Source organism: Vreelandella nigrificans (assembly GCF_002374315.1).
GTDB lineage: Bacteria > Pseudomonadota > Gammaproteobacteria > Pseudomonadales > Halomonadaceae > Vreelandella > Vreelandella nigrificans.
Genome location: NZ_NWUX01000007.1, coordinates 34,072 through 48,175 on the forward strand (window position 1 = coordinate 34,072; position 14,104 = coordinate 48,175).

At 53.7% G+C, this 14,104-nt stretch carries 12 protein-coding genes and 1 riboswitch; of the genes, 2 read left to right on the top strand and 10 right to left on the bottom strand.

Going from position 1 to position 14,104, the window contains the following annotated elements; translation table 11 throughout:
* Positions 1 to 17: 17 nt before the first annotated feature.
* The 10 genes from CPA45_RS10070 to CPA45_RS10110 all read right to left on the bottom strand — a co-directional run bounded on the left by CPA45_RS10070 (position 18) and on the right by CPA45_RS10110 (position 9,614).
* Positions 18 to 1,835 carry a TonB-dependent receptor domain-containing protein gene (locus CPA45_RS10070; protein ID WP_096651421.1) on the bottom strand — a complete coding sequence of 606 codons (1,818 nt, stop codon included), beginning with the start codon at positions 1,833 to 1,835 and terminating at the stop codon, positions 18 to 20.
* A gap of 170 nt (positions 1,836 to 2,005) precedes the next feature.
* A riboswitch (cobalamin riboswitch) is annotated at positions 2,006 to 2,248 on the bottom strand.
* A 20-nt stretch (positions 2,249 to 2,268) separates the two neighbouring features.
* On the bottom strand, positions 2,269 to 2,433 hold the full coding sequence (locus tag CPA45_RS22835; RefSeq protein WP_165771535.1) for a hypothetical protein: 165 nt from the start codon (positions 2,431 to 2,433) through the stop codon (positions 2,269 to 2,271).
* Between the two features lie 99 nt (positions 2,434 to 2,532).
* Positions 2,533 to 2,958: a bifunctional adenosylcobinamide kinase/adenosylcobinamide-phosphate guanylyltransferase gene (locus tag CPA45_RS10075; RefSeq protein WP_096651422.1), complete on the bottom strand. Its 426-nt coding sequence runs from the start codon at positions 2,956 to 2,958 to the stop codon at positions 2,533 to 2,535.
* Positions 2,910 to 3,563, bottom strand: a complete 654-nt coding sequence (locus CPA45_RS10080) for a histidine phosphatase family protein (protein WP_096651423.1) — start codon at positions 3,561 to 3,563, stop codon at positions 2,910 to 2,912. Before CPA45_RS10080 ends, CPA45_RS10075 begins: the two co-directional genes overlap by 49 nt.
* On the bottom strand, positions 3,500 to 4,270 hold the full coding sequence (gene cobS / locus CPA45_RS10085; RefSeq protein ID WP_096651424.1) for an adenosylcobinamide-GDP ribazoletransferase: 771 nt from the start codon (positions 4,268 to 4,270) through the stop codon (positions 3,500 to 3,502). The genes CPA45_RS10080 and cobS overlap by 64 nt, the downstream gene beginning before the upstream one ends.
* Positions 4,271 to 4,283: 13 nt before the next feature.
* Positions 4,284 to 4,847 carry a bifunctional adenosylcobinamide kinase/adenosylcobinamide-phosphate guanylyltransferase gene (locus tag CPA45_RS10090; protein ID WP_096651425.1) on the bottom strand — a complete coding sequence of 188 codons (564 nt, stop codon included), beginning with the start codon at positions 4,845 to 4,847 and terminating at the stop codon, positions 4,284 to 4,286.
* Positions 4,831 to 5,946, bottom strand: coding sequence for a threonine-phosphate decarboxylase CobD (cobD, locus tag CPA45_RS10095; RefSeq protein ID WP_096651426.1), 1,116 nt, complete (start codon positions 5,944 to 5,946; stop codon positions 4,831 to 4,833). The genes CPA45_RS10090 and cobD overlap by 17 nt, the downstream gene beginning before the upstream one ends.
* A complete protein-coding gene (cbiB, locus tag CPA45_RS10100; protein WP_096651427.1) occupies positions 5,943 to 6,947 on the bottom strand; it encodes an adenosylcobinamide-phosphate synthase CbiB in 1,005 nt (334 codons plus the stop codon). The genes cobD and cbiB overlap by 4 nt, the downstream gene beginning before the upstream one ends.
* Before the next feature lie 2 nt (positions 6,948 to 6,949).
* Positions 6,950 to 7,999, bottom strand: coding sequence for a nicotinate-nucleotide--dimethylbenzimidazole phosphoribosyltransferase (gene cobT, locus CPA45_RS10105; RefSeq protein WP_096651428.1), 1,050 nt, complete (start codon positions 7,997 to 7,999; stop codon positions 6,950 to 6,952).
* A gap of 115 nt (positions 8,000 to 8,114) precedes the next feature.
* Positions 8,115 to 9,614 (bottom strand): efflux transporter outer membrane subunit, encoded by a 1,500-nt coding sequence (locus CPA45_RS10110; protein ID WP_244287577.1) that lies wholly within the window; start codon positions 9,612 to 9,614, stop codon positions 8,115 to 8,117.
* A gap of 214 nt (positions 9,615 to 9,828) precedes the next feature.
* On the opposite strand from CPA45_RS10110, the gene CPA45_RS10115 reads away from it, so the two are divergent.
* Together CPA45_RS10115 and CPA45_RS10120 are read left to right on the top strand one after the other, a co-directional pair.
* Entirely contained in the window at positions 9,829 to 10,887 is a 1,059-nt protein-coding gene (locus CPA45_RS10115) for an efflux RND transporter periplasmic adaptor subunit (RefSeq protein ID WP_096651429.1), read from the top strand.
* A gap of 8 nt (positions 10,888 to 10,895) precedes the next feature.
* Positions 10,896 to 13,994: an efflux RND transporter permease subunit gene (locus CPA45_RS10120; RefSeq protein WP_096651430.1), complete on the top strand. Its 3,099-nt coding sequence runs from the start codon at positions 10,896 to 10,898 to the stop codon at positions 13,992 to 13,994.
* The last annotated feature ends 110 nt before the right edge of the window (positions 13,995 to 14,104 follow it).

A 14,104-nucleotide genomic window follows, 5' to 3' on the forward strand; every position in this document is an offset into this window, starting at 1 on the left:
GCGTTAAACAACTGGTTTTATTGCCCAAAGTGAACACTCAAAAATCCTGCTCGGCCTGCGTTGATATAATCGGCACCGTCAAAAGAACGCGTGGTGACATAGTCTTGATCTAGCACATTTTCCAGCGTAACACGGGCGCTCCATAGCGGAGCGAATTGCCAGCCGGCCCGTAGATTGACCAGTCCGTAGCCGCTCAAGCGATCTTGATTTTGCGCGTCGCGGTAGCGATGGTTTTGTGCCACCCAAGAACCGCCCACCGACCACTCACCCAGCTCGCGGTCAGCGTCCAAACGAATGCTTTGGGAAGAGCGGTTCTGAAGGCGCTTCCCGGTTAGACGGTTTTCAGGGTCGGTATATGTCAGCGCAGCAGCCAGCGTCCAGTCATTCACTTCTACCCCTGCAGCCAGCTCTGCGCCGCGGATACGGGTTTCCGGCACATTAAACTGAAGCCCTTGGCCAGTAATCAAATTATCGATCTCGGTTTGGTAGAGCGCCACATCCCAGAACCAGCTAGCGTACTGGCCTCGCACGCCTATCTCAACGCTTTCAGAAGTCTCAGCGTTCAAGTCAGGATTACCAAAACCAGGAAAATAGAGCTGGTTGTAGGTAGGTGCATTAAATGCCGTGCCATAGTTGGCCCGCAGGGTATGGTGGCCATCCAAGTCGTAGCCTAATCCAACGCTGCCAGTCACTTCCTCACCGTAGGATTCATTATCGTCAAAGCGCAGACTGGCTTGTAGCGTGAATGGCGAAAAGTCGAGAAGCGCCTGGGTAAATACCGCAGTGTTGCTGCGACTGGTTTCATCATAGGCCGTGGTGCTATTTACCCGATCTTCACTATACTCTGTGCCCGCAACCAGCTCATGATCGCCGACAATAAAGGTATTCTCCCAACGAGCGGTACTCACTTTCGTATCGAAGACGGAATCACCAAAGGCGGAAAAGTCATCGTTTTCATCACGGGCTTCACTGAGGGTTAAACGGCTACGCCAGCTGTCAGTAACTGGGAGCTCACCATAAACACCCGCTACTTGCTGCACAAAGTCGTTTTCACCTCCATCGTACTCATTATTGCCACGGGCGCGAAGGACTAGCACACCCGCCTCTGCACCACTATCAAAGGTATGAGACACCCGTGCTAACGCCGTGGTGTTGTCGTAGCCTTTATTATCACCGTCGCGGCGCACTGGCTGACCGTCAGTAGTGAAATGACTACCTGCAAAGCTGTAGCGGGTGCCGCCCTCCTTACCACTAATGCCTGTACTTATCCTCTGGGTATTAAACGAGCCACCACCCACGGAGATGCGCGGCTGTGGGCCATCTTCTCGCCCTTCAGGTGTAAATAGCTGGATGACACCTCCCACTGCATCAGCGCCATATAGGCTGCCACGCGGGCCACGCACAATTTCAGCGCGATCAAACATACGCGGCTCTAGGTGTTGCCAGGCAGCGCCACCGCTCGTGGCTGAACGTAGACGAATGCCATCAATCAGCAGTACATTTTGGCCGCTGCCAGTGCCACGAATAAAGACACTGCTGTTTTTGCCAAAGCTGCCATTGCTAGAAACATCCACGCCGGGCTGGCCCCGTAAAAGGTCAGTAATGCTGGCAGGGTCCTGGCGACGAAATGTGTCTTTGTCTAGCACGGTAACAGAGGCAAGGCTTTCATTAGCCGTACGCGGTGCAAGTGCCGCCGTTACAACCACTGGGTTTAGCGCTGCTTCGGAAGAGGATGCCGCAGTCGTCTGCTCTAGTACTTGAGCCTGAACTGCAAGCGGTAATGCGGCCATGGCAAAAGCCGCTAATTTAGCGGTAGTTTGGAAACAATGGTTCATGGAAGGTCCCTTGCTCGTCGTGCTCACCCGCACGGCGTATTTTTTTGACCGGGCGAAGGGCAAAACAAGGGAGTAGTGGTTGCATTACACGGTCGCATCGTACGAGCGCATCACACCACCACTAATCACCCTGAGAACGCCCACCGCGTCTCGGCATGTATCGGTTCTGTTTGAACCTATACTCTCGGGCCGGTCTCCGGGCTAACGAGCGAAAGAGGGCTTTCACAATTAACTTAAGCAAGCCGCTTCTTTCCGCACGACCACCTTCCCATGCGCAAGCACAGTGGCATCTTGGCCGTTCTTATCTCGATCACCGTTGCGGGGGCAGCGTTGGAATCACACACTGTGTTCACCAACTTCCCGTTTAACTGATAGCGGTATCCACCATCAGCACCTGAGAGTGGGCGTAAGCTAGCAACTTGTAGGGGGACGGTCAATTTTGTGATGGCCACTCAACGCCCATAAGCGGCCCCTCTCTTTCAAGCTCGCCTTCTAGGCCAGTCAACAACAAGGTAAAAACAGCAAGCCCCATCACCAATTGTAAAATTGGGATAGTAACCGGAACACCGTGTTCATGGCCTGCTATAAGTAGTTGCATGAGTAAAACCAAGCAGGCGCCGCCAAACGTAATTTAGCAGCCCAGGCCTAATTATACTTTTATTCAATAAATGGTGAATTAACTTCATTGCACGGAGGACTACTTAACCGCCATTACCAAACCATGGCGCACGTACCACACCTGCTCAGCCTGGGTGGTGGCATCCTGCACAAACCAACCATTTAGGTCCCGTAGCCGACGCTGTTGAGGCTGCATGGGAACAATCCCCCGCCCCACTTCAGTAGCAATGATGATTAACGGTACGTTTAGCTGGTTGGCACGCTGACAAAGCTTCACCAAATCTCTCTGCCACTGCTGGCGAAGAACCTCACTGTCTGCACTGTCTGAAATAGCGCTGAGCCACTCAAGCACACCTGTTACCACTAGCGGCGAGTTGGCAACTAGCGTTTGGTAGCTGCCGGCGAATGGCGTATCGACAGCTAACCGCCTCCACTGCGCAGCAGGAAAACGCGCGGCTACGGCGTCGCGCTTACCTGCGCAGGCACCGCCGATGAAGAGCTGCATTGCCATTCTCCTTTTCCATTGGTGTCGGCGTGATAAATTAGCTGCCAGCGCCTGCCTTGGGCCTGAGCTACCGTGCCATCCCAGAAGTGAATTGTCTCAAAGCGTCGTCGCAGTTCACGAATCACGCCGCCATGGGTCACTGCCAATACCTTTTTATGGCCATCCGCTTGGGCATTAGCCGCAACATCGTGCAGCCAAGCATCCAAACGCTCGCGTAGCTGGGCAGCAGATTCTCCACCGGGGATTTGCAGTTCCCCCACGCTATCGACCCACGCACGGTAATGGGATAAATCTTTTAACTCGTCATAAATCTTACCTTCGTACTCACCAAAATCGAGCTCGCGAAGGCGCGGTTCAAGCGTAATTGGCACGCCCGGCTTGGCTGCTTCAGCCCATTCCAAGGTTTGCTGGCAGCGTTGCAGATCACTTGAGTAGACAGCATCAAAACGTTCACTCTCCAGAGCTTCACGCAGTGCCAATAATCCTGCTTCGGCATCGGGAAATAGTAGCGGAATATCTTGTTGGCCCTGGTAGCGGCGCTCTAAATTCCAAGCGGTGATACCGTGACGAACTGCCACCAGCTCCACAGTAAGATCAGTAGCCAAAGCTCTCCTCCTTCAATGGTGGCACCGACCATATCGCCGTTGATGCCGTTAAACAGTCGCAATATAAACCAGCGCATTAGTACTACAAAAACGATGGCCATTAGCCATATCAATACGACCAGCGGGGTTAACAGTGCTATCACCGCCAATGGTAATAGCGCGAACGCCACATCCTGACCGCTAAGTGACTGCTGCCAGCTCCATGCCAAGCCTTTTTGTTGGGCGCAAGGTGTCAACACCAGTAACGCAACGCCACCCCACCGGCCTAGTGCGGGGATGACTAAGAGCCACCATAACGGCGCCTGATAGGTCAGCAACGCCCATAGCAGCACACCCTTCCAGGCGAGCAAAAACAGCAACGCTAATATCCCAAAGCTGCCAATTTGCGGATCTTTCATGATCTCCCAGCGGCGCGCCAGAGGCTGGTTGCTGCCCAGGGCATCGGCGATGTCCATCACGCCATCCAAATGCAGCCCACCTGAGAGCGCGACCCATAAGCTAAGTAACGCCAAAGCGGTAAGCGGCGTGGGAACGTTTTGCATGGCGATGGCTACCAGCGCCAGTACGCTGCCGATCAGCAGGCCGACTAATGGGTAGGCGCGAACGGCCCAGCGTCGAGTTACGGGCGTCCAGGGGCAGACAACGGGAACCGGAATTCGGGTAAGGAATTGCAGCGCCAGCAATAGACCAAATAGTATATTTCTCATGGCGAGCGCTCCTTCATATGCTGCACTCCTTAGGCGGTTTCAACTCCTCGGTTTTCCATTCGATCGCGCAGCCTGCTACCACTTCAACTACCGAGTCCGCCTCTGCCGCTAACCAGCGGTGGACACGCTGGAGAAATGCCAGGTAGCGCCATGTTTCAGGGTCGGAGGGAAGTAGTGCTTCGTTAATGTCGTTGGAGACAATCACCAGGTGAACATGGCGTGCTTTAGCGCTGCCCACCGCTCTTTGCAACAGCGCCAAGCCGTCCTCTTCACTAAGCTCGCTGGCATATAGCACTTGGCTGGCCCACAGGGTTAAGCAGTCCAGCAGTACTGCGCTGCCATCGGGCACTTGAGCCACTGCTTGGTCAATCGCCAGCGGTGCTTCTATTGTGGCCCATCGAATGGGTTGCCCATTCCTAGCCTGTTGGTGTCGAGCCACTCGTTCGATCATCTCGTCGTCATACACGACGGCGGTAGCAATGTAATAGCAGGGTGAGCCGTCAGCTGCGCTAAGCACACGCTGCTCGGCGAGCTCACTTTTTCCGGAGCGTGCTCCACCACTAACAAAGACAATCATTCAGTATCTTTTTCAGTACATTGATTAGCCGGCGATTGGCAGGTTCGTCACGCAGTGCTATCCGTAGCCATTCACCATTAAGGCCAGAAAAATTATGAGTGTGACGTACCAGTATCCCGTGGCGTAGCAAACGCTCAAACAGTGCATCGCTCGTGAGGCCAGCCCTGCGCTGTTCAGTGCTTGGGCGAATAAGAAAAAAACAGGCGTGGCTAGGCACGACGTCCATGCCTAGTGCGTTAAGTTCCTGCTCCAAACTCGGGCGCTCAGTGGCCAACCAGCGTTGGGTGCGCCGAGCAAAAGCCTCATCCGCCAACAAAGGTGCCACCAGCTCTGCCGCCAAGTGGTTAACGCTCCAGGGGGGCTGATGGGTGGCGGCGGTGTTTATGGTTGCCGCATCCGCCAGTATATAGCCCAACCGCAGCCCCGGCAGAGTATAAAACTTGGTCATTGAGTGCAGCAGAATCAAGTGCGGATAGCGCCCTACTATCGACGCCAACGATGCCTTATCTTGCGGGTTATCCACCATATCGATAAAGGCTTCATCGACCACCACCCGGCAACCCATCAAAGCGGTGTGCTCAAGCAAACTCTCCATTGTTGGAAAGTCGATAAGCGTTGCCGTCGGGTTGTTGGGCCGACATAGAAACAGCACATCAATACCGCTCAGAGACGCCAGCAGTGCCTCAAGATCCAGCGCAAAGTGTGGTGCGGGGAGTGTAATTTCGGTGAGCGAGAGGCGATGCGCATGACACGCCCGGGCATATTCGCCAAAGCTGGGAGTGAGAACCGCCGCTTGTTTACCCGCATGCAGTGCAGCGGCAAGGAAAATCGCCTCAGCGCCACCGTTGGTTAGGAGTACCTGCTCGGGTTGAAGCTTATGATGGGCGGCGATGGCCTGACGAGCATTGGAATAGTCCGGCACAGGGTAACGCTCAAGACCTGCCAGCTGTTTGACGAGCCAATCACTCACCCATGCCGGTGGCCCCAAAGGATTAAGGTTGGCGCTAAAATCTTCCAGACGGTGATCGAGAGGCAAACCGAAGTGCGCTAGCAGTGCTTCGGCTTGGCCACCGTGGCTGGGCCACATAAATTGACTCATAGTAGCCCCTTAAAAATGAATGACAATCCAGCTATCACCGCCACGGACAACAACATAAACAGCAGCCAAGCGCCGTGCATTAAGCGCACCGTGGCAGTGATATGTGCGACCTGTAGCACTTCCAGCGGCTCACCTAGAGTAGCGCGTTGAGACACTACTCCTTGATAGTAATTGGTGCCACCCAACTGAACGCCAAGTAGCCTTGCCACCATGGCCTCCGGCCAGCCAGCATTGGGGCTGGGGTGGCGCGGCGCATCGCGACAAGTGCCACGCAGTGCGCCTTGCCAACGCAGGTGCAAAACACCTGAAATACTCAATAGCAGTCCAGCCAGCCATAGGCATAGCACCGTTAAACGTGCCGGAATCCAGTTCGCTACATCATCTAGCTTGGCAGAGGCAAAGCCAAAATCGGCATAACGCTGGTTTCTATAACCAACCATTGAGTCGAGAGTATTCACCGCTTTATAGGCCAGTGCTAGCGGTGCCCCACCAATCAGAGCAAAAAATAGCGGTGCGGTGATTCCATCCACGGTGTTTTCTGCCACGGTTTCCACCGCGCCCCGGGTAATCTCAGCTTCATGCAGGTTGTGCGTATCGCGCCCTACAATCATTCCCAGCGCTATGCGAGAAGCAGCCAAATCGCCTTGAGCAAGCGGCTTGATTACAGCACGGGCTGCATCACCCAACCCTTTGATGGCAAGTGTAGTAGAGAGCAGCCAAAGCTCGGCGATCAGCGCTAACCCAGGGTGCAGTTGCGCCAGCAACACCAGTATCAGCCAGCTAACACTCCATACACCACCCACCACGATAATGGTTAGCACCACCCCACTTACCCGTCGCTGGTAGGCAGAACCACGATTCCATAGCCGCTCAAAAGCGCTGATAAAGCGCCCGATTAGCACTACCGGATGAGGCAGTGAGCGCGGGTCACCGACGATCAGATCAATCACTATCGCGACGACGACCATCACTAAGGCGGCGGGCAAATAATCGCTCAACATGCTCATAGCCCAGCGTTATCGCTAACCCCCGCATCGGCAAAGGTGGCCATTTCCGCCACCATCGCGGTTGCGGCTTGCAGTAAAGGATAGGCCAGTGCGGCTCCACTTCCTTCGCCTAGCCGCATTCCCATGTCGAGCAGTGGTTTAGCATCTAACGCCTTTAAGGCGATGTCGTGCCCCGGCTCTTGGGAACGGTGGCCAAAAATCAGGTAACCGCGCACTGCAGGGCAAAGCCGGCAGGCAGTAAGCGCCGCGATGGTGGCGATAAAGCCATCCACAATGGCTGGCGTCCGGTTAGCCGCCGATGCTAAGTAAGCGCCGGTCATAGCGGCAATTTCCAGGCCGCCTAGCTTAGCAAGCACCTCTAATGGCGCATCTGGGCTGGCCTGCCGAGCGCAAATGGCACGCTCAATCACCGCGGCTTTATGGGCCTGCTGAGCACTGTTAATCCCCGTACCTGCTCCCACCACGTGGGTGACCGGTACACCAAGGAACGCCGCCAGCATTGCGCTGCTGGCGGTGGTGTTGGCAATGCCCATTTCACCAACGACAATGCAGTTAGCACCCGCTGTTTTGGCCCGTTCAACAGCCGCGATACCGACATCTATCGCGGCTAAAGCTTCGTCAGCCTGCATGGCGTCTTCCACCACCATATTGGCGGTGCCCGCACGCACTTTCGCCAGGGTAACGCCTGGAATGGTTAAAGTAGATGTAACCCCTACATCCACCACTTCGACCTGGGCGCCTATCTGGCGAGCAAAAACGTTAATAGCTGCACCGCCGTTGGCAAAATTAGCCACCATTTGCGCGGTCACTTCTTGGGGAAAGGCAGAGACGCCTTCGGCTGCAACACCATGATCAGCGGCAAACACCAGCACTGCTGGCGGAGTAACGGTGGGCTTAAGCTCGCCAGTAATGGCGCTGAGCTGAATAGCGAGATCTTCCAGCGCCCCTAAACTTCCCGGCGGTTTGGTCAAGGTATCTAGGTATACGCGGGTGCGCTCACCTGCATCATGGTTAGTTGGCTTAATTAGCGTGACAATGGGATGCATGGCGGCTCCTGAACAGCACAACGGCTCCAAATGAAAATCAGAAAAAAGATCAGCCGTTTAAGAGCACATAATAGTATCAAAACCAACGCACTTTAGCGGCTCGATTATTGAGCTATTACGGAGTAGCATCCTGATTGGCTTCGTGCTCGGCCTGCCAGCCTCCGCCCAGCGTTTTAAACAGTGTGGCCGCCGCAGCTAACTGCTCGCGCCTGGCATCAGCTTGCTCCAGGCGTGCTGAAAGTAAACTACGCTCTGCATCTAAACGTTCCAGTTGACTCACCTGCCCTTGGTCATACATCAATACTGCCAAGTCACGGGCGCGCTGCACTGCGCTTATTTGATCCTCTACTGCTGCAGACCGCTGAGAGGTAAAGTCGTAGGTGTATAGGGCATCACGTACTTCATTAAAAGCCGTCAAGACCGTCAGACGATACTGTGCTTCGGCCTGTTCGACCCGCGCCTCGGCACTATCAACCCCAGCCTGGGTTCGGCCGAAATCAAACAAAGGCCCCATCACAGAGGCACCTACCCCCCAAGTTCGTGCTGCATTGCTGAACAAGTCACCGCCACTTACCGCACTTGTGCCAAGAAAGGAGGTTAAGTTAATTGACGGAAGGCGATTCGCCTCTGCCACACCCACCTGAGCTGTTGCTGCAATGAGCGAGGCTTCAGCGGAACGGATATCAGGCCGACGCTGCAATAGCTCCGACGGCATCACCTGTGGAATTCTCTCAGGCTGAGTAATATCGGCAAGCTGCGAATTACCCGTATCCAACGCACTGATCAGCTCTTGGGGCGACATACCAACGAGAACACCTAATGCACCGCGTAGTGACTCGACCTGCCGTGCCAACGCTGGTCGTTCTGCACGTAATCCCTGCAGTTCGGCCTCAGCTCGCCTAACATCCAGCTCACTGATATCACCATGCTCAAAACGTAGACGCTGCAAGTGATAGGTTTCTTCATAAGAGGTGATGGTTTCGTCTAGTAACTGGCGCTGCGCTTCTGCACTTTTTAGATTGAAGTAGGTGGTCACAACATCACCAATCACGCCGATCTCTGCCGCATCTCGTGCAAACTGACTTTGTTGAAAAGCCGCTTTGGCTGATTCTCGTTCATTGGCCAAGCGCCCCCATAAGTCAATTTCGTACTCCAGGCTGGCCGCCAGGGTGTACTGATTATTAGTCGTGGTTAACAGGTCTTGGATCGGCTCGAAATCAATTGGCAGCGCAGCCCCCGGAGTACGCTCACGGGTCGCCTCAGCTTGATAGCCTACAGTTGGAAACTGATCCGCTTCTGTAAAACCGAGCTGAGCACGCGCTTCTTGAATGCGCGCCAACTGGATCGTTAACTCAAGGTTATCCTGAGTGGCACGGGTAACCAGCCGATCCAACGCAGGATCATCAAACTGCTGCCACCAATTGCGCCAATCATCCCGCTCCGACTGGCTGAGCGTAATGTGTTCAGGCCACGTATCGGGTAGTGCAAGTTCGGGCGCTTGATAGTCGGGGCCAACGGCGCAGCCGCTTAGCAGCAGTGCCAACATCATGCCTAAACAGTAGCGCTTTGCACCATCCCTGCTGGGCGCCGTTTTTGACATCGTTTTTTGCATCATCCCTTGCACGCTCGCCTTCCTTAATTTTAGTGGTCGCTTTTCTTACTGCGCTATTTAAGTGACTGAGAACAGCAAAAAACCAAACGCCTGTTCGAATGTGTTAAGAGTACCTATTATAGTGGGCAGTTGAAACACGTCCTGGGTTGAAGACCCAGACATCATCAATCCAATGGAACGACTTACGAATGAATTATCGCCTGCAGGGAGGCATGTAATGAGGCTCTACCATTTATGGATACTATCGATAGCAGCGGCTCTACTACTCGTTGGCTGCGCTGACGATGAAGCGCCCCCACCGTCTACCGTGCAAGTTATCAAGCTATTTGAAACAGGGCAGCAGGACACTGTCCCTAGCCGGCGCTTTGTAGGGCGTGTGGATGCGAAGAGTACGGTGAATTTAGCGTTTCAGGTAGGCGGTCGTATTCAAACACTTCCTGTGGTCCAGGGGACTACCGTTGCGCAGGGAGAATTGATCGCTCAGCTAGATCCGACTGACTATGCTTTGCAGGTTCGGAGTGCCGAAGCCGAAGTGGAGCAGGCACGCAAGCACCTCAATCGACAGCGCAATCTTTATTCCCACAACGCGGTTTCCGCATCGGTACTGGATGCGGCGCGCGCCGATGCAGAATTAGCCGAAACCCAGCTGGAGAATGCCAAGCAGCAACTTGCCTACACCACGCTACACGCTCCTTTCGATGCTCTTATTACCCGACGCCTGGTGGAAAATCACACAACGGTTCCACCTAATACTGAAGTAGTTCGCATCCAAGATATTTCGGAGCTACGTATCCGTATTAACGTGCCGGAAGCACTGATGCAGCATTTAGAAAGCGACCGTGCCTTCAACATCGAAGCTGAAATTGCCACTTTGCCCGGTAAGCGTATTCCCCTGGTCTACCGGGAACACGTAACAGAACCTGACGAGGTTGCGCAAACCTACCAGGTTGAGTTTGCCCCCGCTGATGACATATCTGTTATCGCTTTACCCGGCACCACCGCCACCGTGTTTATCGAGCTTGAAGATGCGCTGACTCCCTCAGTGGTGATGGTTCCCACCAGCGCTTTGGACCATACAGAAAACGGTGGCTTTCGCGTTTGGGTATATGACCCTGACAGCAGCACAGTCTCTCCCCGGCAGGTAGCAGCGGGAGAAATAACCGATGACTACGTGGTTATTGTTGCTGGCCTACCACCAGGCATGTCGATTGCCGCTGCGGGTGTCCAGTTGCTACGCGATGGCATGCAAGTCAAATCGCTCGAAAAAGCGCTTTAGGAGGCCCTATGAATATCGCTAAGCTGTCGATTGAGCGGCCCTTAAATACGTGGCTGATTATCGTGATTTGCTTCTTTGGGGGCTTATGGGGCTTTAACACTGTAGGCAAACTTGAAGACCCCTCGTTTACCATCCCCAACGCCATTATTAACACCTTTTACCCTGGCGCCACCGCCACAGAGGTAGAAGACGAAGTTACCGAGCGGCTTGAGCGCGCCATTCAGGAGATGGAGCAGATCGACATTATCGAGTCGAAATCGCTGCCTGGACGCTCTGAGATTAAAGTTGAGGTGCACTCCAGTTATCACAGTAACCAGCTACCCCAAATTTGGGATGAGCTGCGTAACAAGATCAATGATGCCCAAGGCGATCTGCCCGAGGGTGCCATTGGCTCACAAATTAATGACGACTTTGGTGAGGTCTACGGGCTATTTTACGCCGTAACCGCCGAGGGTTTTAGCGCTCGAGAAATTCGCGATATATCAACGTTTCTACAACGAGAACTGCTTGCAGTGCCCGGCGTTGCCCGTGTGACCTCCGCTGGCGAGCGCGAAGAAACGATCTATATAGATATCTCTAATGAGCGCCTGACGACACTCGGTATTCCCATCGACCAAGTCATTAATACCATCCAAACCGAAAATACTGTGGAAAATGCCGGAAGCCTGCGAATTGGAGACCGTCAGGTTCGCTTGGTAGCGCGCAGTGATATTGACAGTACTGCCCTTATTGAGGCGATCCGTATTGGCCGGCCAGGCACCACGGAACAAATATCATTGGTAGATATTGCGGATATTTACCGTCAGCCCAGTGAACTGCCCAGACACTTAATTCGCTACAACGGCCAAGCCGCCTTTACGATCGGAATTGCTGGCAACGCCAATGAAAATATCATTGAAGTTGGTGAAGCCGTTGAAGCACGTTTAGAGGAGTTGAAAAGCAGAATTCCTCTGGGAGTAGAGCTTCATCCACTCTACGAACAACACCATGTCGTTAATGATGCCATCAATGACTTTTTGCTCAACCTGTTGATGTCAGTGGCCATTGTGATAGGCGTACTCTGCTTAGTCATGGGCTGGCGTATAGGTGTTGTGGTAGGCAGCACTCTCTTGCTAACCGTGCTAGGTACCCTGCTGTTTATGGGTCTGCTAGGCATTGATATGGAGCGTGTATCGCTTGGTGCATTAATTATTGCCATGGGGATGTTGGTAGACAACTCCATCGTGGTTGCAGAAGGCATGGTGAGCAATATCAAGCGAGGGGTGGGCGCCAAAGAGGCCGCAAGCAGAGCAGCCAATCGCACCCAGCTGCCACTATTAGGTGCCACTATTATCGGCATTATGGCCTTTGCAGGCATTGGGCTTTCAGATGATGTGACCGGTGAATTTCTCTACTCATTGTTCATCGTTATTCTGGTTTCGCTACTGCTGAGCTGGCTGCTTGCCATTACGGTTACCCCACTATTTGGCTACTACCTGCTACGCAAGAACGACTCAGACTCAGAAAACACAACAGACCAGCGGGCAAACAGTAACGAGGAAGAGGCCTGCGAGCACGAACTCTATGGCGGCCTGTTTTATCGAGTCTACCGCCAGCTACTGATACTAGCCTTGCGTTTGCGCGTGATTACCGTTTCAGCACTGGTACTCGTTACTGCTGTTTGTATATGGGCCTTTACACACCTCCCCCAATCCTTCTTTCCTCAATCCACCACCCCACTCTTCTTGGTCAATGTGGAGCTACCCCAGGGCAGTGATATTCGTGCGACGGCCAGCCATGCTGAGGAGATAGAGGCGTATATATTGGAGCAAGATGGCGTCGTGTCAGTGGCCAGCTTTATAGGCCAAGGTGCCACGCGCTTCATGTTGACGTACGCCCCTGAGCAGCCGAACAGTGCTTATATTCAACTAATGGTACGCACTGAAGATCTGGACGTTATTCCAGCGCTTGACCGTCAGTTCTATCGGGAACTCAATGAAGCCTTTCCTAGTGCACAGATTCGCACCCAACGGCTACAGTTTGGCCCAGGGGATGGCGCCGATATAGAAGCCCGTTTTCAAGGGCCTTCACCTACGGTATTGCGCGAACTGGCAGCTGAGGCAGAACGACGTATAGATACCAGCCCATATCTTATTGACCCACGTAATAATTGGCGCCAGCAGGAGTTGGTGGTTGCACCACACATTAACGAAGAGCGGGCGCGCATTGCCGGGGTCAGCCGCGAGGATATCACCCGCACACTGCAGTTTGCTTCATCAGGCGTGCGGGCGGGCACTTACCGAGAAGGGGAATATTTACTGCCGATTGTCGCTCGCCCTCCCGCGATGGAGCGTGACGATGTGGCACTCCTTCAAGATCGCCATGTCTGGAGCGGCGCCCAGCAGCGATTTATACCGCTAAGCCAAGTGGTTAGCGAGTTTGAACTGCAAAGCGAAGAGTCGTTAATACAACGACGCAATCGCGTACGTACATTAACGGTCGGCGCCGACCCCGCTGAGGGTTATACCGCAGCGCAAGCCTTTGATGCCATTCGCCAAGAGATCGAGTCGATTCCTCTACCGCCAGGCTATCGCTTAGAGTGGGGCGGAGAGCACGAAGACTCTGGCGAAGCCCAGGCAGGACTAGCCCAACAGCTACCTATTAGCCTGCTGGTTATGCTACTGATCTCAATACTGCTTTTCGGTAAACTGAAACAGCCGCTTATCGTCTGGTTGGTAGTGCCAATGTCGGTATGTGGCGTGGTAATTGGCTTGTTGATATCGGGCCTGCCTTTCTCTTTCACCGCTCTTCTGGGCATGCTCAGCCTATCCGGCATGTTAATGAAAAATGCCATCGTCTTGGTGGACGAAATAGATGGACAAATTCACGAAGGCAAAGCACGTTTTACAGCTCTGTTAGATGCCAGCGTTAGCCGACTACGCCCAGTTTTCCTAGCTGCCGGAACCACCATCCTAGGTATGCTGCCACTGCTTGTAGATGCTTTTTTCAACAATATGGCGGTCACAATTATGGGCGGCCTTGCATTCGCATCGTTGCTAACGCTAGTGGCAGTTCCCACCCTTTATGCCATGCTATTTAGTATACAAAGCGATGAGGTAGAGAAATAACCAACCTATCCGCCCAGCACCAGCAGGCCCTTCTGCTGGCGCTGGGTGTCGCCCAATGCTCAACAACACAAAAGTAGAGTAATAAAACTACAAAATTAGCTTTTATTGCC

What these genes read in the sequence shown, in the direction of transcription:
- CPA45_RS10070 (WP_096651421.1), bottom strand. Translation starts at nt 1,835, where the DNA reads ATGAACCATTGTTTCCAAACTACCGCTAAATTAGCGGCTTTTGCCATG.
- CPA45_RS22835 (WP_165771535.1), bottom strand. Translation starts at nt 2,433, where the DNA reads ATGCAACTACTTATAGCAGGCCATGAACACGGTGTTCCGGTTACTATC.
- CPA45_RS10075 (WP_096651422.1), bottom strand. Translation starts at nt 2,958, where the DNA reads ATGCAGCTCTTCATCGGCGGTGCCTGCGCAGGTAAGCGCGACGCCGTA.
- cobS (WP_096651424.1), bottom strand. Translation starts at nt 4,270, where the DNA reads ATGAGAAATATACTATTTGGTCTATTGCTGGCGCTGCAATTCCTTACC.
- CPA45_RS10090 (WP_096651425.1), bottom strand. Translation starts at nt 4,847, where the DNA reads ATGATTGTCTTTGTTAGTGGTGGAGCACGCTCCGGAAAAAGTGAGCTC.
- cobD (WP_096651426.1), bottom strand. Translation starts at nt 5,946, where the DNA reads ATGAGTCAATTTATGTGGCCCAGCCACGGTGGCCAAGCCGAAGCACTG.
- cbiB (WP_096651427.1), bottom strand. Translation starts at nt 6,947, where the DNA reads ATGTTGAGCGATTATTTGCCCGCCGCCTTAGTGATGGTCGTCGTCGCG.
- cobT (WP_096651428.1), bottom strand. Translation starts at nt 7,999, where the DNA reads ATGCATCCCATTGTCACGCTAATTAAGCCAACTAACCATGATGCAGGT.
- CPA45_RS10110 (WP_244287577.1), bottom strand. Translation starts at nt 9,614, where the DNA reads ATGATGCAAAAAACGATGTCAAAAACGGCGCCCAGCAGGGATGGTGCA.
- CPA45_RS10115 (WP_096651429.1), top strand. Translation starts at nt 9,829, where the DNA reads ATGAGGCTCTACCATTTATGGATACTATCGATAGCAGCGGCTCTACTA.
- CPA45_RS10120 (WP_096651430.1), top strand. Translation starts at nt 10,896, where the DNA reads ATGAATATCGCTAAGCTGTCGATTGAGCGGCCCTTAAATACGTGGCTG.